Annotated in this window: 24 protein-coding genes; 2 read left to right on the top strand and 22 right to left on the bottom strand. The window is 49.4% G+C overall.

What is annotated here, in order from left to right; genetic code table 11:
• Window positions 1-533: 533 nt before the first annotated feature.
• The 6 genes from AAAU26_RS00925 to AAAU26_RS00900 form a co-directional block, all read right to left on the bottom strand.
• Entirely contained in the window at window positions 534-908 is a 375-nt protein-coding gene (locus AAAU26_RS00925; protein WP_055303505.1) for a hypothetical protein, read from the bottom strand.
• Between the two features lie 54 nt (window positions 909-962).
• Window positions 963-3,479, bottom strand: coding sequence for an ABC transporter permease (locus tag AAAU26_RS00920; RefSeq protein ID WP_055303503.1), 2,517 nt, complete (start codon window positions 3,477-3,479; stop codon window positions 963-965).
• Window positions 3,479-4,159 carry an ABC transporter ATP-binding protein gene (locus AAAU26_RS00915; RefSeq protein WP_055214727.1) on the bottom strand — a complete coding sequence of 227 codons (681 nt, stop codon included), beginning with the start codon at window positions 4,157-4,159 and terminating at the stop codon, window positions 3,479-3,481. Before AAAU26_RS00915 ends, AAAU26_RS00920 begins: the two co-directional genes overlap by 1 nt.
• A gap of 116 nt (window positions 4,160-4,275) precedes the next feature.
• On the bottom strand, window positions 4,276-5,283 hold the full coding sequence (locus tag AAAU26_RS00910; protein WP_070101742.1) for a sensor histidine kinase: 1,008 nt from the start codon (window positions 5,281-5,283) through the stop codon (window positions 4,276-4,278).
• Window position 5,284: 1 nt separating this feature from the next.
• The gene (locus AAAU26_RS00905) at window positions 5,285-5,956 is read right to left on the bottom strand and encodes a response regulator transcription factor (protein ID WP_055214723.1); all 672 of its coding nucleotides are present in this window, start codon (window positions 5,954-5,956) and stop codon (window positions 5,285-5,287) included.
• The gene (locus AAAU26_RS00900; RefSeq protein ID WP_055303499.1) at window positions 5,934-6,137 is read right to left on the bottom strand and encodes a helix-turn-helix domain-containing protein; all 204 of its coding nucleotides are present in this window, start codon (window positions 6,135-6,137) and stop codon (window positions 5,934-5,936) included. Before AAAU26_RS00900 ends, AAAU26_RS00905 begins: the two co-directional genes overlap by 23 nt.
• A 147-nt stretch (window positions 6,138-6,284) precedes the next feature.
• On the opposite strand from AAAU26_RS00900, the gene AAAU26_RS00895 reads away from it, so the two are divergent.
• A complete protein-coding gene (locus AAAU26_RS00895; RefSeq protein WP_172681248.1) occupies window positions 6,285-6,650 on the top strand; it encodes a helix-turn-helix transcriptional regulator in 366 nt (121 codons plus the stop codon).
• Window positions 6,651-6,819: 169 nt separating this feature from the next.
• Here AAAU26_RS00895 and AAAU26_RS00890 read toward each other — a convergent pair whose 3' ends face one another.
• Window positions 6,820-8,235, bottom strand: coding sequence for a relaxase/mobilization nuclease domain-containing protein (locus AAAU26_RS00890; RefSeq protein WP_055303335.1), 1,416 nt, complete (start codon window positions 8,233-8,235; stop codon window positions 6,820-6,822).
• Window positions 8,236-8,314: 79 nt separating this feature from the next.
• Window positions 8,315-8,605 (bottom strand): CD1845 family protein, encoded by a 291-nt coding sequence (locus tag AAAU26_RS00885; protein ID WP_005927606.1) that lies wholly within the window; start codon window positions 8,603-8,605, stop codon window positions 8,315-8,317.
• 188 nt (window positions 8,606-8,793) lie between these two features.
• Between AAAU26_RS00885 and AAAU26_RS00880 the strand changes: the two genes are divergently transcribed.
• Window positions 8,794-9,621, top strand: coding sequence for a hypothetical protein (locus AAAU26_RS00880; RefSeq protein WP_015553877.1), 828 nt, complete (start codon window positions 8,794-8,796; stop codon window positions 9,619-9,621).
• Window positions 9,622-9,669: 48 nt separating this feature from the next.
• Here AAAU26_RS00880 and AAAU26_RS00875 read toward each other — a convergent pair whose 3' ends face one another.
• The 14 genes from AAAU26_RS00875 to AAAU26_RS00810 all read right to left on the bottom strand — a co-directional run bounded on the left by AAAU26_RS00875 (window position 9,670) and on the right by AAAU26_RS00810 (window position 19,424).
• Entirely contained in the window at window positions 9,670-10,011 is a 342-nt protein-coding gene (locus tag AAAU26_RS00875; protein WP_055303333.1) for a plasmid mobilization protein, read from the bottom strand.
• The gene (locus AAAU26_RS00870) at window positions 10,011-10,193 is read right to left on the bottom strand and encodes a DUF4316 domain-containing protein (protein ID WP_003500078.1); all 183 of its coding nucleotides are present in this window, start codon (window positions 10,191-10,193) and stop codon (window positions 10,011-10,013) included. Before AAAU26_RS00870 ends, AAAU26_RS00875 begins: the two co-directional genes overlap by 1 nt.
• Before the next feature lie 12 nt (window positions 10,194-10,205).
• Window positions 10,206-10,796, bottom strand: a complete 591-nt coding sequence (locus AAAU26_RS00865) for a defense against restriction DarA-related protein (protein ID WP_227145461.1) — start codon at window positions 10,794-10,796, stop codon at window positions 10,206-10,208.
• A gap of 132 nt (window positions 10,797-10,928) precedes the next feature.
• Window positions 10,929-11,330 (bottom strand): cysteine-rich VLP protein, encoded by a 402-nt coding sequence (locus AAAU26_RS00860; RefSeq protein ID WP_055303329.1) that lies wholly within the window; start codon window positions 11,328-11,330, stop codon window positions 10,929-10,931.
• Window positions 11,331-11,522, bottom strand: a complete 192-nt coding sequence (locus AAAU26_RS00855; protein ID WP_318272949.1) for a hypothetical protein — start codon at window positions 11,520-11,522, stop codon at window positions 11,331-11,333. It abuts the gene before it with no gap.
• A gap of 2 nt (window positions 11,523-11,524) precedes the next feature.
• The gene (locus AAAU26_RS00850) at window positions 11,525-12,172 is read right to left on the bottom strand and encodes a DUF4366 domain-containing protein (RefSeq protein ID WP_055303327.1); all 648 of its coding nucleotides are present in this window, start codon (window positions 12,170-12,172) and stop codon (window positions 11,525-11,527) included.
• Window positions 12,159-12,425: a DUF4315 family protein gene (locus AAAU26_RS00845; protein WP_055303326.1), complete on the bottom strand. Its 267-nt coding sequence runs from the start codon at window positions 12,423-12,425 to the stop codon at window positions 12,159-12,161. Before AAAU26_RS00845 ends, AAAU26_RS00850 begins: the two co-directional genes overlap by 14 nt.
• Before the next feature lie 22 nt (window positions 12,426-12,447).
• Entirely contained in the window at window positions 12,448-14,115 is a 1,668-nt protein-coding gene (locus tag AAAU26_RS00840; RefSeq protein ID WP_055303324.1) for a C40 family peptidase, read from the bottom strand.
• 279 nt (window positions 14,116-14,394) lie between these two features.
• Window positions 14,395-16,824, bottom strand: a complete 2,430-nt coding sequence (locus tag AAAU26_RS00835; RefSeq protein WP_420329869.1) for a VirB4-like conjugal transfer ATPase, CD1110 family — start codon at window positions 16,822-16,824, stop codon at window positions 14,395-14,397.
• The gene (locus AAAU26_RS00830; RefSeq protein WP_003500106.1) at window positions 16,742-17,128 is read right to left on the bottom strand and encodes a PrgI family protein; all 387 of its coding nucleotides are present in this window, start codon (window positions 17,126-17,128) and stop codon (window positions 16,742-16,744) included. Before AAAU26_RS00830 ends, AAAU26_RS00835 begins: the two co-directional genes overlap by 83 nt.
• A gap of 44 nt (window positions 17,129-17,172) precedes the next feature.
• Window positions 17,173-17,793, bottom strand: a complete 621-nt coding sequence (locus AAAU26_RS00825; protein WP_330379328.1) for a DUF7007 domain-containing protein — start codon at window positions 17,791-17,793, stop codon at window positions 17,173-17,175.
• Between the two features lie 42 nt (window positions 17,794-17,835).
• Entirely contained in the window at window positions 17,836-18,258 is a 423-nt protein-coding gene (locus AAAU26_RS00820; protein ID WP_117613993.1) for a SpoVG family protein, read from the bottom strand.
• Between the two features lie 43 nt (window positions 18,259-18,301).
• Window positions 18,302-19,168 (bottom strand): VirB6/TrbL-like conjugal transfer protein, CD1112 family, encoded by an 867-nt coding sequence (locus AAAU26_RS00815; protein ID WP_055303316.1) that lies wholly within the window; start codon window positions 19,166-19,168, stop codon window positions 18,302-18,304.
• 40 nt (window positions 19,169-19,208) lie between these two features.
• Complete coding sequence (locus AAAU26_RS00810) at window positions 19,209-19,424, bottom strand: Maff2 family mobile element protein (RefSeq protein ID WP_016306504.1); 216 nt, start codon at window positions 19,422-19,424, stop codon at window positions 19,209-19,211.
• Window positions 19,425-19,469: the final 45 nt, after the last annotated feature.

Raw genomic sequence — 19,469 nt, 5'->3', positions numbered from 1 at the left:
GATTTACACGGTGTTAGGTCGTCGTTGGTTTAGCGTAGACGAAAAGAAACGGCGGCTCTGAAATCAAAGCCGCCGTTTCAAATGGGCGTGTCAAATTGTCTGCGCTACGACGGCTTTTTTTCTTTTGCCGTCGTCCGGCAGAGTATTAGAAATATTGTGTTTGTTTTATTTTCTTGTCCATCCCTTTCAAAATGAGCGATGATAAAGTATCACTCACCTGAATAATGGCTCAATCACAAGGTCTTTGCCGAAAGCCAGCGTATAGCATATTTCCAGCTACTTCTTTAGCTCACAATATAACTGTATGAGTGCCTGAGCCTTTGCCAGAAACTTCTCTGTCAAATACAGCTCTCAAATGTATGCGTGTGCGCCTTGCCGAAATACCCACATGTGCTCCGCATGACAAAATTGGGAAGCCAGAATCAGAATAGGCGTTGCCTTGGATTTTCGGATGGTAACTGAAAGCTGGTGAGAGTCCTGCTTTCCGATATGTACTATGATGCTACATACTTAAATTGATTTACGCACTGTTACTATTTTTGCAACACTAAATATACCTGACCTGCAAAGTAGATTATCAATTGATTTTCATCAACATCAACACAAAACTCCGCACTGATGTCATCCTGTGTTACACAGATAGTATCTGTGTAACTGAAATGATAAGAAGCATTACCATGATATAAACCTGCTTCAGGAATGTCTTTGTACAGTATTAGAGTGTCACTGTCTTGAACTGTAATTACATTTTCTGAATTGCTGTTTTTCCATGTGCCGATAATATTTTTTTCGTTTTGAGAAAGTTTAATTTTCTTGGCGCATACTACAACCAGAACAATCAAAATAACAGCCAAAAATAATATCATAAATACTTTCAACTTGCCATGAGTAATATGTTTTTTGTTCATTTCATTTCTTTCCTTTCATTTTACGAGATGTGCCTAATTCCCGATTGTCTTGAACTACATGCTCCCAGTTTTCAATTCTTTCACAATTTCAACCTTTTCAATACTTCGCAAAGAAAACAGCATTGCCGTTACTACTACAAGTGCAACCATAATAACAGCGATTCCGTATGCTCCCCAATTGATATAAAACACAAATGGGGTCATTCCTTTCGAAATCATGGAATACATGACATAATGAATGATTAAGCTGATCGGTATTGCAAATATCAGCGACTTCATGCCATATAATACAGATTCCAAAAGTAACATTTTCTTTAAACCACCAGATGTCATGCCAACAGATCGCAATACTGCAAACTCACTTCTACGGACATCTATGGTATTTGAAATCGTATTGCATACATTTAGTCCAATAATCATTGTCATTAAGACCGTGAAGATGCAAACCATCATTTTGAGAAGCATATATGTCTGGCGGGAATTTTCCGTTGTACTTGCCACATCAACCACTTGAAAAAATCCCGTATCCGCTAAACACTCCGCAACTTCTTCGTGCTGTGCGGTGTTAATGGTAAGTTCAATAGCGGTATCATCATTCAGCAGCCACTGAAAAAAAGACATTGGAACAATCAAGACAGCTCTATCTTGAACAAATTGTGATTGAATACTCGCATTATTTCCATTCACAATATCTTGAACAATGACCGTTTTATTTGTATCGTCGCCGTATTCCAGTTCGATTTTACACCCATTTTCAAGCACAAACGGAGAACCAACTACAACACGATTTGGAGACGTACCATAATTCCCAGTTGCATGATTGAATAGTATTCCGTGATTTGGCTTGCCATCATATCCTGTATAATTCAAATCATTTTCTTTACAAATAGCGCGAAAATGTTCTTCATCAATACCCACAACATATAATTCTGCAAAGTTGCCATTTATAAAGTATCCCGCCATATCTGAATTGATATTTTCTTCCTCAAATGCAGCTGTCATGTATCGGGAAATACGATAGGATATGTCTGCTGAAATACCCTCATCAGAAATTGCTTTCGCAGCAGTTGCTAAATCTTTATACGGAACAGCAGCTTGAACATCTGTATAACTTGAACCATCTTCTTTCATATCCATAGATGTTTGAAAAAGCATAAAATCCGAAAAACTATACAAGGATAACCCAAGAACCACAGCTAAAAAAATAGAAAGCGTTATCGCACGAAAGCGTTTCGGATTCCGATGGATATTTTTTGAAGCCAACGATCCGTAGATTCCAAAAAATATTGACATTAGTTTTCCATGCGTTATCCATTTTTGCTTTACTTGATAAATGTTGGTTTGCTTCAATGTATCGATTACTGTAACTTTTGAAGCGATTTTTCCCGGAGTTTTACAAGCAAAAAACAAAGAACCAATACCTGAAATTGCTCCCAGGAGAAAAGGGAGCCAATAAATATATGTTTTTAGCTCAATCATTCCAAAAGTAAAAGTGTCTTTAAAGGAAATCCGTATCATTGCCAGAACAACAACCGTTAAACCCAAACCAAATAACAGGCCCAATGGAATACCAATTATGCCAAGTAGAAAGGCTTCTATGGTAACGCTGGCTTTCTTCTGTTTACTTGTTGCACCGATACTCGCAAGCATACCAAGCTGCTTAATGCGTTCCTGCAGAGAAATCGAAAGGACATTGCTAATCATGGCAGAGCAAGCAGCCATTAGCAATAAAATAACTACAGCAACAGCCGCAATCATCTTTACAGCTCCCTTACCCGCAGTCACACCATGATAAATGAGCAAATCAGAATGGAATGCTGACACAATACCACCAACTGCTTTTGCATTTTCTTCCGCTTCGGCGTATATAGACTTAGAAATATCCTTGCACTTTACAAATGCCGATAAATTAGTTTCATTATTGCTAATTCCGATATAAGCGTTAAAGTCACTGGCTACTTTAGACCCATTCATTTCAGATACAATACCAACAATGGTATATGTCCGCTCCGCAGTATCTGGGTGAAAACTTTCCCTATCACCCAGATAATTTACTAATCCATATAACTCTGTGTCGATTTCGTCCCACACTCGCGTACCAAGTAAAAGTTGTATCGTATCCCCAACAGAGAATGTAAGCCCATTATCGTCAATAAAATCTTGCGTTAAGACAATTTCATTTTCATTGAACGGGTAACGGCCTTCCAGTAAATATTGTTCCAGATAAAAATTTTCGACAAATGCATCGTTGATTTCTGCAATGGCAAGCAAATTTTTATTAGATGGTTCTCCGTAAAAACTACTTCCAGCGAAACGTAGCAACGACACATTCTCTATATTCTTTCCTTGCATAAGAGTTTCCGCTTGCTGCTGCGAGGTGAGTTCAATACGATACGCATAATCTCCACCGTATACGGCTTCTTTCTCTTGCAAAAAGCGAAGCATGGACCAGCCGCCACACAAGACAGCAGTCATCATACCTACCGAAAGAATGATCGTGAAAATCGTAAGAAATGCACGCTTTTTGTTTTGTTGCAGTGTCCTTAATGTAAGGGTAAATATTGTTTCCATCAGCGAATCACCTCATCCCTGACAAGCTGACCATCCTGTATTTCCAAAATCCGATCTGCTTGTAAAGCGATTTCCCGGTCATGGGTAATCAGGACAATCGTTTGATGATAGGATTTATTAGAAGCTTTCAAAAGTTGCATGATTTCTTGTGTGTTTTGTGTATCCAGGTTTCCCGTAGGTTCATCAGCTAAGAGAATTGCAGGAGCGTTAATAAGCGCACGACCAATGGACACACGTTGTTGCTGCCCACCTGAAAGCTGACTTGGCAAATGCTTTCTACGCTTTGTTAAGCCAAGTACCTCTAACAATTCTGCTAAACGCTTCTTATTTATTTTTCGCCCATCCAGCCTAATAGGCAGGGTAATATTTTCCTCTACATTCAAGACCGGAATCAAGTTATAGAACTGGTAAATCAGTCCTACTTGGCGTCTGCGAAACACGGCAAGTTGATCTTCCGTTTGTTCATACACACTCTGACCATCTACAATTACTTCGCCTGATGTGGGACGATCAATACCGCCGAGAATATGGAGCAAAGTGGATTTACCAGAGCCAGATGCGCCAATTATTGCAACAAATTCTCCTTTTTGCACTGAAAATGAAATATCGGTCAAGGCATTCACTGTGGTTTCACCTGTGTGGTATGTTTTGCAAACATTTTCAACTCTTAATATTTCCATTGTTGTTTCCTCCTGCTGAAAGTAATTCCGTACAATGATGAAATCATAGCAAATTTAAATAACTCTATTATTACGCTTTCATTACAAAAATGTCACTTTGCAAAAAAGGGATTGCATTATGCAACCCCTCTGTCAAAGAAAATTGTAAATTTTGCCCCACATGGCATTATGTTTTCAGCGATAATCCTTCCGTTCTGCTGCGTGATAATCGCTTTTGCTAAGGCCAAGCCAATCCCCGCCCCGTTTTTGCCGGAGTTCTTACCTCGATAGAAACGCTCAAATAAGTGTGGAATATCTTCCTCCGCTATGCCTGTTCCGCTATCGATAACACACAATTTCACATACATGGCATTTTCTTCAGCGCTGATTTTTACTTGTCCTCCATCGGAAGTAGATTCAATACAATTTTTTACAACATTAGACAAAGCTTCTGCAAGCCACTTGATATCCCCGTATAGTTGAATTTCCTCTATATCTGAAATATCCATTTTAATATTTTTAATATCCAGCATGATATCAAATGGCGCTGTTGCCTGCTGGACTAATTTTTCCACAGGAAAGGACTTATTTTCGAATTTGATTGTCCCTGCATCAAGACGCGACAGCTTTAATAAAACGTCAATCAGCCATTCCATGCGTGACAACAGTAATAACTGTTCATGCAATAGTGAAGATTGCTGTTCGAAATCAATACCTTCTTGTGAAAGCGCAGCATTCAATATTTCAAGAGAAGTCAGCGGTGTCTTTAATTGGTGGGAAATATCCGCCAAAGAATCCGCTAAATATTTTTTGTCTTTTTGCAGCTGTCCCGATTGCGCTAAAAGCCGTAATGTCATTTTTGAAATCTCATTTTCCAGAACAGCTAACTCTCCCTCACCATAATCGTCAAAACGAATACTTTCTTCACCATGTAATAGTCTATCAATATCCTGACTTAAAGAAGAAATCTTCATATAGCGGCGATATGTGAATATAAGGGAAATAGCGGTGATGGCGCAGCCAGTTAAAAATGTAACCCAATAGAACTTCATGCAAAAGAAATAGCTTAAAACACTCCCAATCACCGTCACACCAATACAGAGCATTATTTGCAATCGAACTTCCTTGTTTCGTAAAAAATCCATGTTATTCACCAGCCTTATACCCAAGCCCGCGAACAGTCAAAAGAATTTCCGGCTCTTGTGGATTTGTTTCAATTTTATCTCGCAATCTTTTCATATAGACAGTCAATGTGTTGTCACTAATAAAATCACCTGTAACATCCCAAATCATTTCAAGTAGTTTTTTCCTTGAAAATACAACACCCGGATTCTGCAAAAACACCAACAGCAAACGGTATTCTAATGCCGAAAGGAATAGCTCTGTATTTCCTTTTCGGACAACCGCCTTTTGAACATCAACTGTAATATCTTTACAAGACAGAAATTCACTTTTTCCATTTTTTCTGCGCAACACAGTGTTGATTCTTGCCAATAATTCTCTTGGGCGGAACGGCTTGCAAATATAATCATCTGCACCCAATTCCAGACCGCTAACAACACTAAATTCATCATCATCTGCGGTCAGAAAGATAATGGGAATGTCTTTTTGGCTCTTAATTGCTGAGCAAGTGCTAAAACCATTTCCATCATTCAACGAAATATCTAAAAGGATAATGTCGTATTGTTCCTGAGCTATTTTCTGTAAAGCAGTTTGTTGTCCATTTGCACTGTCAACCAGATAGCCTTCATTTTTCATAAATAAAGTAAGGGAGGACACTATATTGGGGTCATCTTCAACCAGCAGTATTTTTTTCATGCTTATCTCCCTTTCTTCTTTTTGTCCGACCATCAATCGGCTTTTCCGCAGTTTTCGGAATCAGCCAAATCGTCGCCATTTTTACAGCACCGGGGATGCGACCCGCAGTGCAGTAATAGTTTATCCATCGTGCGGTCACGCCCCATTTTTCGGCGGCCTCTTTTAGTGTCATATAATCCATTCTGCACCTCCACAGAGTACATTATAGTTCTCTGCCTCGAATAATACAAGTTAGAGCCTACACGGATACGAAATAAAATACTACTTAATGTAAAATTTCATTACATTCTCATAATCCAACCAGAAATGTAGAATGATATAGGGTGATATGAGAATGAACCAAAATGAAAGAAGGTTTGACTTTCACGGCCTCGGGCTGGCACTCAAAAGAGCCAGAGAAGAAAAGGGCTGGACACAAGCCTATGTTGCGGAATTAGTAGACCGTGACTCCCGTACCATTATGAATATTGAGAACAAAGGACAGTATCCGAGCTTTAACCTTTTTGTAAAGCTCATTACCATGTTTGACATTTCGGTTGACCAGTTTATTCATACGGACGGAGGCGAACAAACAAGTCCTTGCAGAAAGCATATTGATGTACTCCTAAACTCCATGAACGAGAAAGAGCTTGTTGTCATGGAGACCACAGCCGAAGGGCTCAAGAAAGCCAGAGAAACGGAGGTTCCAGAATAAGGGCCTCTGTTTTTTTGCGCCATTTTCGGGGCTGCCGCTAAGTGGCAAGCAATGCCTCTGTGGCCACAAGTGGCACAAAGGCGGCTTGTTGGGGCTCGCCCCAAACCCGTATCTTCGGGCCAACATGGCCCGAAGTGTCAGCGTCGCTTTGCTCCTTATTTTCATAACCTTAACGCTCCTTTTCCTGCTTTCTCCCCGGCTCGGTGTAGCCCATCAGAGTGTCAATGTTCGCCTTGATTGTGACGATCTCCTGCATATCCCGTCGTGCCTTCTGGTATTCTCCATAGAGCTGTTTTTTCTTTGCTGTGAGCTTACGGCCTTCTTCCTTCAGCACATCCATTTTGGGGAGCTTTGCCCCGCCCAGCAGAGAGCGCATTTCCGCTTGTGCAGCCCGGTACAGTTCAAGGTCGGCCTCATGCTCCGCAAGAAATTTCCGGCTGTACTTCGTCGCCTTATACTGCTCAAAGACCGGACGGGTTTTGGCATACTGAACCGTTGCGGCCTTTAGCCCGGCATTGGTTTTCATGGCCTGTTCTGTCTGCTTGATCTGCTCGGAAATGGCATGGAAACGGTCTGCCGCCTCGGTGGCTTTCTGTGCCAACTGCTCATAATCGGTCAGTCCATTGTCCTGTATATAGGCAAGGGCAGCGGCCATCTGCTTAATGTTAAATACCTTCGCCCAGCGTTCATATCCCGGTCCCTTACCGGCAGCCAGTTTTGCTTGAATATCCACCGCCAGACTGATTTTCCGCTCCGAATGTCCGGGGCGTTTTTCTTTGCCCTCAATGGCGGACAGAACATCTTGCAAGTTGTAGCCGTCCCCCAGCGTGGAGGCACGCAGACGGGTGAAGCGTTCCTGTCCCTGCCCGGTCAGCCGGAAGCTGATACCGCCGCCCCGAACCTTCTTGACCTCATATCCGGCCCGCTTCATCAGATTGAGAAATTCGTCCAAATCAGCGGGGCGTTCCGCCAACGCAGTATCAATGGCAAGGCGCAGCCTGTCCTGATAGGAAAGCGGCCCTTTCCGGTCTTTCTGCCACTCTCCATAGTTCCGATACTTGCCCTTGCTCCGGGGCTTCGGGTTCTCCACGATGGATAGCCCGTTTTCAAGGCACAGCCTGTCAGAGAGCCGCCGAAGGGCGAAGCTGGAGCCCCAAAAATTTCGGAATTTCCGGGTGCAGTCAAGGGTGGTGGAGTTGTAATAAATGTGACAATGGATGTGCTGCTTATCGGTGTGCGTGGTAACGATAAAAGCGTGCCGCCCCTTCGTCCAGCGCATAGCCAGCTCATAGCCGATACGGTTCGCCTCCTTCGGGGTGATCTCGCCCGGATAGAAGGATTGTCGTATCTGATAGCACAGCACATTATTTTCTTTCTTCTGTTCCCGGCCCGTCATAGCGGCATAGCTGGCCTTTGCCAAAAGGAACTCGTCCGCCACGGTGGCCGGATCACATTCATAAGCGGAGATATACTTTCCGCTTTCCGTTTTCTCCGGGTCCTTGCCATAGTCCAGACAATCCCGGATAGCCTCAGCAATCGTTTCGCCTTCGCCCGCATGGCGCTGTAACAAAGTTGTGGTAGCCAAAAATCATTCCTCCTTTCCATGAGAAAGGGGCGGCCCATTCAGACCGCCCCGACTTCGGGCCAGTATGGCCCGAGGCTGCTTAACTTGCCAGAAACCGGTACAGAGCGGATTTGCCTCCGTCCAGCGCCCAAAGAAGGGAGCCCGCCGCCGCTTGCAGTCCATACGGCGAAAGAAGGAAGGCAAGAAACAGAAATACAATCCCGCCTATGGGCGTCGGCGTGAAAAAGAGAGCGACACCCAGCACCGTCAGGATCACAGAGGCAATCGTCAGCAGGACGGCACAAATATCAAATAGGAACACCAGCAGAGCCGCCAGAAGGGACAACGCTAAAGCAAAGGGAGCAACCAATATTTTCAGCAGTATCTTCATCTTCAAAACCTCCTTTATCTATCCTTCCTACCTCTATTTTATCATGCCTGCCCGGGGACATAAATGTTGCGAAAGATTAGTAAATCCTGTCCTAAAACTTCGGGTCATGCTGGCCCGAAGCTTGATGGTTTTATCTAAAAAGTTATGATATAATGAAATCAATATTTTGGTTAGACGAGGTGATGAACATGGGGAACAGCAGAGACGACTTTACTTCAGCAACAAAGGAATTACTGGCAAATCGGGTTGGTAGAAGATGTAGTAATCCTGCTTGCCGAAAGTTGACTTGTGGGGCAAATACCAATCCTGAAAAAATTACAAATATAGGGGTAGCAGCTCATATCTGTGCAGCGGCTCAAGGCGGTCCACGCTATGACGCTTCTATGACACCCGAAGAAAGAAAGTCGTTTGAAAATGGAATTTGGTTATGCCAGTCTTGTTCTAAATTGATTGATACGGATATTACTCGTTATCCTAAAGAACTGCTACAAAGTTGGAAGCAGCTTGCAGAACAGACAGCAATTTTGGAAGTCGAAACTACTTCTTCCACACCTGCCTTTGAAAAAGATAAAGAGCTTGTCCAATTTTATTTGGAGTGCTTTGATCGTCCAGCCTTTCAAGATGACATTTATCAAGAAGGTCGAATGGAGGATTTTGATAAAGCGATTGAAGATACGCTAATTGCCTTGAATACAGGGGTACTAAGAACTCGTGATGGCTCCATATTAAAACAGGCTGATGGAAAATCTTCTGTCCAAAACTCTTTATGGAGAGAAAAACTCTATACTATTACTGATATGCTAACAGCAATTCGCAGACGATTGAAAATAGCCAAAAAGGAAAAAGCCTATTCGACATATGGCACAGGCGAAGATGTCGCTTATTGTTTCTATGATCGTGAGCTTGCTGAATGGCTTAATTCTACACGAGAAGAAATACTAAAAATTCTATCGTCTATTTGTAAAGAGGCTGGACTTCGGGAATTACATTTTCGGAAACATAGATATAGATGGTAAAAAGAACGAGGGCGGCAGGTCCCAACATCGGAACCTGCCGCCCTCGTCTTACTTTGCCACCAGCTCGGAAAGCTCCCGCAGCACCTTTGACACCTCGCCCCACAGTTTTTCATAGTCCCGCTTCAATCCGTCGATTTCCTCCGGGTACACGCCATAGGTATGTGCGTGTATGGCAACCTGATTGAGATTGTTAGAACAGCGCCGTTGCAGAGAGATCAACTCTTTTACAGGTACAAGGTCGATGTGCAGGATATATCCATTCAGAGCCATTTTCCGCACATAAGCCCCGGCGTTGGAAATGCCCGCCTCAGCCATCCGTTCATGGATGGCTGCCAGCTCGTCCGGCGTTACCATAACGTGCAGATGGACATTCCGCTTGCGGTTCTCCATCAGCGTTCCAACTCCCGGCCTTTCCGGCGCTCTTTGGGCTCCTTTACCTTATCAAGCGGCTTTGCGTCCAGCTCCGGGGGCGTGGGTGGGATGGGCGTATTGTTGGGTACGCCGTCGATCATGTTGCAGTTCTGCTCCGTGGAGAGCTCGGCGGTTTTCAGATAGTTGTCTTTTTCGTGCATGGCGATCCTCCTTTATCGTTCCTCATGGTTTTGATGGCTCCGCTTCTGGCCGGGCTCCTTCGGGGGGTCCTGCCCTCTGGTTCCTTCTTTGAGCCGGGCGGTAATGGATGGGCGCACCCGGTCAGGATTGCCCGGTGCTGGTTTCAGTTCATAATCCTCCATCTGCTTTTCGGTCAGCGGCTTTGCGTAGGTCAGTTCGCCCCATGCCATCAGCCTGCCGTCTGCCACAGGACGCCGCCTGTCATCGTCGTAGTTGACAATGGAAAGAGGCTGGTTATCCGGCGGCTTCGGGTAAGTTCCTATGTCCACGGGTCGCTGGGTGGAATAATAGCGGTAAACGCCCTCCGGTCCCAGCTCGGTATGCTTGACCGCCGCATGGTAAAGCTGCTGATAGTCGTCCACCCGGCGGTCAAAGTCCCTCTGCGCCCACGCCTGACTGGTTCCATAGCGGCCCCAGTAGTAATCCCGATGGCCGTTTTCCCCCTCGGTAAACTGCCAGGTCACAAAGGGGCTCGGTGCTCCCGGATTATGCCCCAGCGCAAAGCCGTGTCCGGTTTCAAAGGTGGCAGCTTTCAAAATCACATATCCTTGTACTGTCTCCAAGAGATCCCTCCTTTCTGTGCCTCGGGCCAACATGACCCGAAGTGCTGGATGTTACGAAATAAGAGGGCAGACCGGGGAGGAATGTAATAAGATATTCCCACCCCGGAAACACCCTCAAAAAAGCCCGGAATGTCAAGCCTTTGGAGGCGGCAAATCGTAACAGCCGCCCGGCCTTTTCTCCCGCATTTTCCTCATGCGTTCCCGGCTTTTCCGGCGGTTCCCTTCGGCCTTGCAGGCGTCGGAGCAGTAGGCTTGACGCCCCTCGGGCAAAAATGCCTTTCCGCAGACCGCACAGGCCCGCAGCTCCGGGGAGATGCCTTCCGTTGTCAGCGACGCTTGAAGCTCCGGGTTAAGAGGTAGGACAGCCTCACGGAAATAACGGCAGTACGCCCCTGTCCAGCACTTGTGCAGCATATAGCAGGCACAGTCAAGAGGAAGGCACAGGCCGCTTTCCCGGTCATAGTTGGCGCACATCCCCATGACAAGAGAACGGATTTTCTTCTTCTCGTCACGGGTCAGCTCCCGGGCGTCCATTTAAGACTTCGGGCCACGATGGCCCGAAGGGCGGGGCTCCACGATCAGCGCCCGGAACTTCTTCCGGCACTGTTTTTTCTTTCCTTTGCACTCCTTGTAGTAACGGCATCCCTTACAAGGGTTGTCATTGTCCCAGCCGGGGTGCGGTACTTCCTTCATCATTCGTTCAAAAGGGCTGCTTGTAAAATTCATTCTCATTCCTCCGTATCTTCCTCCCACGGCGGGGTATCTTCGTCCTCGGGTTCCTCTGCGATCTCCTCCAGCTCCCCGTCCTCATATTCGCAGTAATCATCTTCCAAATCCGGGGCCTCATGCTTCGGCTTGTAAATCTTGAAATAGTAACCAATCCCACCGCCGGCCAGCACCACCGCACCGATCAGGAGCAGAGAGAGAAGGGGGCTGTCCTTTTTCTCCGGCTCGGGTTCCGGTACTTCCTCCACCGGTTCGGTGGGCTTTGGCTCTGGCTCAGGGGTCACTTCTTTGGGCGGTTCCTTGCTCTGTTCAGCAAGAGGCAGAAGGTCGTCTGTGGTAACGGTATTGAGGAAATAGACGTTCTCCCTGGTTTTCTGTTTGTCGATCACCAGATAAAACACGCTCTCGTCTGCTGTGGTGATGGTGTAGAACTCCTTTCCATCCTCGTCGGTGGCGTTGTCCACCACGGTTCCCGTCCCGTCCGGGGTAAAGGGGTTCTGGGTTTCCGGTTCCGCTTCGGTTTCTGCCGGGGCGGGAGCTGTCTCCGTCTGCGGCTCGCTGCTCTGTGCATAGGCCGGGACCGTAAAGATCAGGCAACACAAAAGGCTGGCAGCCATCGCCGCCAGCCTGCGGTATTTAGTTTTTTTCATGGGCTGTGTCCTCCTTTTCGGGTGCCTCCGGCTTCGGGTCAGTATGACCCGAAGCTGTAAGGCTGTTTTTGGGGTCATTCAAAAAGGCTATAAGCTGGGCGGGCGTCAATTTGAGGGAGCGCACCGCCTGCACGATCTGGCTGTTTTCTTCCTCCTGTTTCTGCTTTTCCAGCTCCCGGATTTTGGCCTGCCACTCGGCAGCCTTCTCCCGGGCTTTTTCCAGTTCCTTATCGAGCTTGTCGATCTTGTTCATGCAAGGACTCCTTTCCTCTGGCTCACAAACGCCCGAAGGCATAGAAATGTGTCTGCCAGTAGCTTGAATTGATGTTTGCGTATTGGATGGGCGAACCACAATGAAGCATCATCCCGTCGCCCACATAAATCCCCACATGGGACACAGGGCCGGGGCTGTCATAGGTTCCCGTGAAAAAGATAATGTCGCCGGGCTTTGCCTCGGAGGGAGAAATGTTAGCACACTGGTTGTAAATGCCCTGCGCTGTGGTACGGGGCAGGTTGTGGACGCCGCTGGCCGTGTACACCCAGCAGACAAAGCCCGAACAGTCAAAGGAAGTGGACGGGCTGGAGCCGCCCCACACATAGGGCCAGCCGATGTACTTTGTGGCTTCTTCCATGAGCGCCGCAAAAGCCGGGTCATCCAGCGCCTCGCCGGGTATCTCATAACTGGGGCCGGTATCTTCGCCGCCGTTGTAAATCCCTTCCCACAGATAGGGTTTGTTGCCCTTGAGCTGCTGCATAACGGTGTAGATTTCCCGCTGCGGTGCGTCAAGCCTCGGCAGGATCACGGCGGGCAGCGTTTTGTTTGTGAGGGTCACATTGAGAATGTAATACTCATAGGGGACTTCCTCGGTGGTTGTTTCCCCGGTCTCCGGGTCGGTGCTGGTTTCGGTGCGGTAGCGTATCTCGACTTCCTCCGTCAAGGTCAGCTCATACTGTGCCTCGAAAATCTCCCGCAGTTCGTCCTGCACCTGTTCCCGGAAATACACATGGTACTTTGCCGAGAGATAGGACGCCAGCTCATAGGGGTTATGGCCGATCTCGTCCACGGAATAGCGGTACTCGTCATAGCCGGGATGGGTGCTTTCGATGTTCGCTACCGTCTGCGCCAGCTCGTTTTCCAGTGCCGTGTAGTCCTCGTCCACGCCCAGCAGGTCCGTATCCTCCGAGGCGTAGGAGGTGCCGGATAACGCATTGGCAAGGCCGCTGCCAAGCGTGGGAAAGATGGAGCTTACCGCCGACACAAGAAAACAGAGCAGCAACAGCAGGAGCAGGACCAGCACCGCCACGGGATGACGGGTCACAAACTGCGCCGCCCGACGGGTCGCAGTTCCCGAAGCGGCAGCGGTTTTCTTTGCGGCCTTTGCGCCCTGTTTTGCAGCCGCCTTTGCTTCTTTGGAATACCGGCGTTTCAGTTTCCATTTCTGCTGCACACGGGAAAGCGGATTGCTGGTAAGCTCCGGGTGCTCGGAGGCCATCTTCTGAAAATCCACATTGGCCCGGGCTTTTATGTCCTTCCGTTCCCACTTTGCCACCTTCCGGGCCGGGTGTTCCTGCCAGCGGCGTTTGGCATAGCGGGTCAGTTTCCGGGTTCCGGCCTCTGCGGCCAGCTCGGATTTATGGGCTCCTTCCACACCCACATTTTCATGCTCGACCTCGTGTATCTTGTTGTGGACATAGAACCACGCTTCTGTGCGGGCTCCCCGGACTGCCTTTTTTGCAAGCCCCGGCGGCTTCTTCGCTGCCCGTTTTGCCTCGGTCTTGTCCAGTTTCTCCCGGGCCTTTCCCAGCTTTTCCCCGGCGTGTTCCACTTTTGCCTGTGCTTTCTGGTACTTGTCCTTTTTGCTCCCGGCCTTCTCGGCGGAGCCCTCCGGCTCCTGTGCCTTGCCGGTATCCTGCGGCCCGTCCGCTTCATCTTCCTGCCTCATGCGGTCAGAGGGACGGCTTTTCCGTCTGTCCTCTTGAAACTTGCCGCTTTTGGACTTCGGGCCATCATGGCCCGAAGGACTGTCCTGCCCGGTATCCTCGTCCTTAAACCGCAGGCGTCGGGATGGTGCGGGGGAAGGCCCTTCCCGTTCAGCCGGTCCGGGGCGATTGCTCCCGGTATCCTCCGTCGGCCCCGGCCTTTGAAAATTCCGTTTATCCGGTTTCTTTCCGATGATGTATCCCTCCTTTCCAAACCTCGGGCCATCATGGCCCGAAGTGCGTTATGCCCGGTTCATTTCCTGTTTTTTGTCCTCCGGGCGGGTGGTCATAATGGCGTACAGCTCGGTATTCTGCGGGAAGCGGTCAACAAACGGGATGGTGGTACTCCCGAAGAACAGCAGTCCTTCGCCGGAATTGGTATGGGTCACATAGGAAAGCTGGTGGGGGCTGATCCCAAGCTGTTTGGCTAAAATCTGCCGGTCCCCCTGTGCCTGCGAGAGCAGCACAAGGAAGTCCGAGTTTTCAAAGATGTTCTCGATCTCCGGGCTTGCCAGAAAATCCTTCACGTTCTGCGTTAAAGCACTGGGAACGCACCCTTTTTTTCGCAGCATTTTCCAGATCGCCACACAGTAGCTTGCCGTCAGCCGGTCACGGAGCAGCACATGGAACTCGTCGAAGTAGCACCATGTAGCGATACCGCGGAGGAAATTCATGGACACCTGCGAGTTTACCAAGTCCTGCATAATGAGCATGGCAATCGTCCGAAGCCCGGCCCCCAGCTTTTTTAAGTCAAGGCATACCAGACGGCGGTTTAAGTCCACATTGGTTTCATGGTTGAACACGTTAAGGGAACCTGACACATAGATTTCAAGGGCAGTTGCCAGCCGTACCGCCTCGCCCTCCGGCTGGGAACAGAGCAGGTCATACAGGGTTTGGAGGGTCGGCATTTTGCTTGTTTCCGGGTCCTGCAAATGTTCCCGGTACATCTGGCGTACACAGCGGTCAATGACGGTCCGCTCCACCGGCTGCAAGCCATCCTTGCCGCCAACGATCAGCTCCATCAGCGACAGGATAAAGTCGGCTTTCAGCGCCATCGGGTTTTCCTCGTCAAAGCTCAGGTCAATGTCCATCGGATTGATGTGGTGGGGGCTGTCCGGGGCGATCTCGATGACCTGTCCGCCCAGCCGCTTGATAAGGGGCGAGTATTCGCCCATCGGGTCCACCACAATGATCCGGTCACGGGTGGCAAGGAACACGTTCACAAGCTCCCGCTTTGCGGCAAAGGATTTGCCGGAGCCCGGCACGCCGAGGAACAGGCCGTTGGGGTTTTTGAGCTTTTTCCGGTTTGCCATGATGACGTTATGGGAAAGTGCGTTGAGCCCGTAATAGACGGCTTCGCCATCCATGCGGAGCTCCTGCGTCATAAAGGGAACGAAAATGGCCGTGGAGCTGGTCGTCATGCCGCGCTTGATCTCAATGCCGTTATGGCCCAGCGGAAGGCTGGAAAGAAAACCATCCTCCTGCTGGAAGTCCAGCCGCTTCAAGGTGCAGTTGTATTTCTGGACGATACCCGACACCGTGAACAGGTCATTGTCCAGCTCCCGGCGGGTCGGGGCCATGTTTACCACAAGGAAAGTCAGAAGGAACATTCGCTCATTCCGGCTCTGTAAATCTTCCAAGAGGGTCTTTGCGTCGTTGCTGTACGTTACAAGGTCGGGTGGAAGTATGTCCATGTCGTACCCTGACCGGGCTGCCTTCTTTTGTTCCTCCACCTTCATCTTGTCAATGTCGGAGACTTTGGCCTTGATGGATTTTACGGCGGCGGCCTGATCGACGGTTTGGATATGGAGAGTGATGGTCATTTCCGCGTCCATTTCCAAAAGCTCCGCCAGCAGCTTGTCCGAGAGCTCCGAGGCCAAAATCTGCAAGTAGGAGGCAGCGCCCCAAGTCGTCCCCACCCGGAACAGTCGGCTGAAACGAAAATCGAAACTGTCCGGGGCGATAAAGTCTTTGGTGGAAAGCCCGGTTTTGGGGATCATATCCCATGAAAACCGGAAGGGGGAGCCGCTGCCGGGGTGGAGCTGCCCGTGAAGAAGCTCCAGCCGTTCCAGCCCCGAAAGGGAGCGGCACTTGACGCCCAGCTTTTTGAAGTTCCCGCAAATGTCCGCCTCTACACGTTCCAGCCTTGCCCTGGCGGTGGGAAGGTCGTCCACATTCACGCCGAAGGTCAGGAGCTTTGTGCGGACAATGCCGTTGTTGCTTTTGGCGATCTGGTTTTCCAGCATTTCCACATACTCACACCGGACGCTGTTGTAATCGTCATCCTGCATGGGGATGTTCACGCTGTACCGGCTGCCCGGGCGGCTTCGGTGGTTGAGGAAGGAAAGCTGAAACGGCAAGGAGCTGTCAAAGTAGTTGAGGCAGGCGCTCCACCCGTCAAAGATGGCCGCCTGATCTTCGGACTGTGCGAGCTGGTAGTTGATGTCCTCGTATTCAATGGTTTTGGTGTAATAGCGGTCCGCTACCCGGCACACCCCGTCCCGGTACATTTCCCGGTAAGGGAGGGTCTGCTGGGCGGTGGTGGGAATGTTCTTTCCTTTCGTGAACAGGCCGGTAAGGCCCTGCTTTTCAGGCTTTCTGCCTGCGGGCTTTCCGGCCCTTCTGCTGTTTCGCAATCGGCTGCGCCTCCTTTCTGGCGCTAAGCAGCGCATAGAAGTTTTCGGTTTTGTAAGGCCGCACACGGGGATAGAGGAACCGGGTGCGGATGATGTTTTTCAGCACTTTTTCCAGCGGCAGACCGTCTCGTTCATACATAGCCAGAAAGAAGAACGGGAGCATGAGGCCGATCATCAGGAACATGGCGGCACTGTTCCCGATACTGCCACGGGAAAACAGGTAAGCCGGGAGGCCCACCGCCGCCGCGCTGGAAAAACAAACAAGCTGGCGCTTCGTTAGGTTGAAGGCCAGCTTTGTCTTGATTTTGGAAAGGTCTTTTGGTACTGGCACATAGGCCATTTTGGTACACCTCCTTTATTGCTTCGGGCCAGCATGGCCCGAGGTTATCTTGCGGCCTCTTTGGCCGGGGCTGTGCTGCGGGCAGCTTCGGCGGCCTCTCGTCCGCTCTGCCTTGCCCGCCAGTATTCGGGGTGATACTGCCGGATGGACTGATTGAGTTTTTCTTCAAACTGTCCTTTGTCCTTAATGCGGTCAGGGATTTTCCACAGCTTTTTGTCCAGCAGCTCCCGGAGCACTACGCTTTCCTGTGCGTCCTCCTCATAGCAAATATAGCCCTTGTCCTTGAAGCCGCATTTTTTGGCCGCCGGGGAGAGAACGGCGGCTACCTCGTTTGCCACCATCGTTCCGCCGTGGCTGGCGGTAGATACCAAAAACACCCCCGGACAGAGGGTTTCACAGCTCTGCACCTCGCCCCACGGGGAGCTTTTCGGCGCATGGAACATCCCGCCCGTCAGGCTCCGATCCGCCTGCATGAGAGCCGCCTTTTCCAAGATGGCCTTCAGCTCCGGGGAAAAGTAGGCGTATTCCCGCAGGACACGGGCGGCGTCCCCGCCGCAGGCGTTCATCAACAGGGTATAGGCGTCGCTGTCCGCTTTGGTACAGCGGCCCAGCAGTTTTCCGTCGTAATAGCAGGCCGCGTCATAGCCCGTCCGTTTGCGTGGCATGGTTCCCGCCTCCTTTCTGCTTCGGGCCAGCATGGCCCGAGGTCAACGCTCTGCGCTGCGGCTGGGCTTTTCCTTCGGAGGCCGCTCTGCCTTTGCCTGTTCGGCAGCCGCTTTTCCGGCTTTGAGCTGATCGCTGATGGACGCACGCCCCACAGAGCCGCGCTCCGCCATCTGTTCCAGCTTTGCCTCATAGGCTTGCAGAACAGCAGTATTGAGCTGTTCCCGGAACTCCTTTGTGACAGGGTAGGCCATATCCCGATAGCCGCCTTTGCCGTCCGGCTGGCTGGGCATCCCAAGAAAGAGGCCCTTGCTGCCCTGTACGATTTTCAGATTTTCCACCACAAAGCAGTCATTGAATTTCACGCTGGCAAAGCCCATGAGATTTTTCACAGGTTCGATGACCCGCACGCTTACATCCAGCTTTATAGGGGCGGCTGGTGTTCCGCCCGCAGTTTTTTCCTGCATGGATTTCTCCTTTCCGCTTCGGGTCATCATGGCCCGAAGTCTCTTAATGGCAGCCGAAGATGGATTTTGCAAGACTGCCTGTTTTGAATAAGGTAAAACACAGCAGCACCGTATATCCCACACAGCCCCAGATCGCCCCGATGGGGTCGCCGTCGGTGGCGATACTCTGGATCAGCACCGCATAGATGGCGACACAGACCAAGATCAACAGACCTTGAAAGCCCACCGCAAAGAGGGAGCGGAAATAGTTCTGCCCCATGTGTCCGGTTTCCCTGTTGGGGACTGTGGCAAACGGGATAGGCGCTAAACTTGTGAGTAAATAAATTTCAATCATACGGCCATATACGATGACGAAGATCACGATGTTTAAGGCAATCATGGTAAGCTGGATCAGGAAGGATTGTAGCCAGAGTCCGAACAGAGGACCTAACTCCATCACCTCAAGCTCTGTCCGCAAACTGTCCAGCACATCCGGCGTGATCTCTGTCCCGTTCTGGATAATGCCCGCTGACTGCTGTATCACATGCTGGCTCACATCAAAGACCGCCAGCACGATATTGAAGGTGTTCGTCAGGATCATCACAGCCACAAAGGTTTTGAACACCCACTTAAAAAACATCCATGTGTCAACTTCATGGAGGTTGTTGCGTTCTATGAGCATCTGTATCAGTTCATAGGTCATAACAAAAGTGAGGATGACCCCAGCGATTGGCAGAATGGCAGTTTCGGAGATCTGTCGTATCATGGAAAAGACCCCGGCGTTCCAGTCCGCCGGGGTCGTGCCTACCTGTGTGGCGATCTCGCCAACGCTCTGATTGACGTTATCGAAAAGGCCGTCCAGATTTCCCATGATACCATCGACGAGCAGACCTTTCAGCCATTCAACGATTGCGTCGATGATAAAGTCCATACATCAGCTCCTTTTCTGGAAAAGGGACAACGGGTGACACTTAGCTGAACAGGCCAGACAGCAGAGGGATAAGCTGAAGACCGATTAGAACGACACCGCCGCCAGCCATGAGCTGCTTAATGCCCTGTGATTTTGCCGCAGGGTTGTCCGACCCGTAACCTTCCAGAAGGTTGATGACGCCCCATACCGCCAGACCGGCACCAAGAGCCATAACCAGAATTTTGAGAATGTCGATTGCCTGATTGAAAAATTCCATATACGTTCCTCCATTTTGTTTGTTTGATGGTTTTGGGTACAAAAA

It is taken from the genome of Faecalibacterium longum, from assembly GCF_040094125.1.
In the GTDB taxonomy this organism is placed as follows: domain Bacteria; phylum Bacillota; class Clostridia; order Oscillospirales; family Ruminococcaceae; genus Faecalibacterium; species Faecalibacterium longum.
This window is presented reverse-complemented; position numbering and strand designations above follow the sequence as displayed.

What these genes read in the sequence shown, in the direction of transcription:
- AAAU26_RS00820 (WP_117613993.1), bottom strand. Translation starts at nt 18,258, where the DNA reads ATGCAGGAAAAAACTGCGGGCGGAACACCAGCCGCCCCTATAAAGCTG.
- AAAU26_RS00850 (WP_055303327.1), bottom strand. Translation starts at nt 12,172, where the DNA reads ATGAAAAAAACTAAATACCGCAGGCTGGCGGCGATGGCTGCCAGCCTT.
- AAAU26_RS00920 (WP_055303503.1), bottom strand. Translation starts at nt 3,479, where the DNA reads ATGGAAACAATATTTACCCTTACATTAAGGACACTGCAACAAAACAAA.
- AAAU26_RS00810 (WP_016306504.1), bottom strand. Translation starts at nt 19,424, where the DNA reads ATGGAATTTTTCAATCAGGCAATCGACATTCTCAAAATTCTGGTTATG.
- AAAU26_RS00925 (WP_055303505.1), bottom strand. Translation starts at nt 908, where the DNA reads ATGAACAAAAAACATATTACTCATGGCAAGTTGAAAGTATTTATGATA.
- AAAU26_RS00855 (WP_318272949.1), bottom strand. Translation starts at nt 11,522, where the DNA reads ATGAATTTTACAAGCAGCCCTTTTGAACGAATGATGAAGGAAGTACCG.
- AAAU26_RS00840 (WP_055303324.1), bottom strand. Translation starts at nt 14,115, where the DNA reads ATGAGGCAGGAAGATGAAGCGGACGGGCCGCAGGATACCGGCAAGGCA.
- AAAU26_RS00835 (WP_420329869.1), bottom strand. Translation starts at nt 16,824, where the DNA reads ATGCGCTGCTTAGCGCCAGAAAGGAGGCGCAGCCGATTGCGAAACAGC.
- AAAU26_RS00875 (WP_055303333.1), bottom strand. Translation starts at nt 10,011, where the DNA reads ATGGAGAACCGCAAGCGGAATGTCCATCTGCACGTTATGGTAACGCCG.
- AAAU26_RS00860 (WP_055303329.1), bottom strand. Translation starts at nt 11,330, where the DNA reads ATGGACGCCCGGGAGCTGACCCGTGACGAGAAGAAGAAAATCCGTTCT.
- AAAU26_RS00900 (WP_055303499.1), bottom strand. Translation starts at nt 6,137, where the DNA reads ATGGATTATATGACACTAAAAGAGGCCGCCGAAAAATGGGGCGTGACC.
- AAAU26_RS00870 (WP_003500078.1), bottom strand. Translation starts at nt 10,193, where the DNA reads ATGCACGAAAAAGACAACTATCTGAAAACCGCCGAGCTCTCCACGGAG.
- AAAU26_RS00880 (WP_015553877.1), top strand. Translation starts at nt 8,794, where the DNA reads ATGGGGAACAGCAGAGACGACTTTACTTCAGCAACAAAGGAATTACTG.
- AAAU26_RS00885 (WP_005927606.1), bottom strand. Translation starts at nt 8,605, where the DNA reads ATGAAGATACTGCTGAAAATATTGGTTGCTCCCTTTGCTTTAGCGTTG.
- AAAU26_RS00845 (WP_055303326.1), bottom strand. Translation starts at nt 12,425, where the DNA reads ATGAACAAGATCGACAAGCTCGATAAGGAACTGGAAAAAGCCCGGGAG.
- AAAU26_RS00895 (WP_172681248.1), top strand. Translation starts at nt 6,285, where the DNA reads ATGAGAATGAACCAAAATGAAAGAAGGTTTGACTTTCACGGCCTCGGG.
- AAAU26_RS00915 (WP_055214727.1), bottom strand. Translation starts at nt 4,159, where the DNA reads ATGGAAATATTAAGAGTTGAAAATGTTTGCAAAACATACCACACAGGT.
- AAAU26_RS00815 (WP_055303316.1), bottom strand. Translation starts at nt 19,168, where the DNA reads ATGGACTTTATCATCGACGCAATCGTTGAATGGCTGAAAGGTCTGCTC.
- AAAU26_RS00825 (WP_330379328.1), bottom strand. Translation starts at nt 17,793, where the DNA reads ATGCCACGCAAACGGACGGGCTATGACGCGGCCTGCTATTACGACGGA.
- AAAU26_RS00830 (WP_003500106.1), bottom strand. Translation starts at nt 17,128, where the DNA reads ATGGCCTATGTGCCAGTACCAAAAGACCTTTCCAAAATCAAGACAAAG.
- AAAU26_RS00905 (WP_055214723.1), bottom strand. Translation starts at nt 5,956, where the DNA reads ATGAAAAAAATACTGCTGGTTGAAGATGACCCCAATATAGTGTCCTCC.
- AAAU26_RS00910 (WP_070101742.1), bottom strand. Translation starts at nt 5,283, where the DNA reads ATGGATTTTTTACGAAACAAGGAAGTTCGATTGCAAATAATGCTCTGT.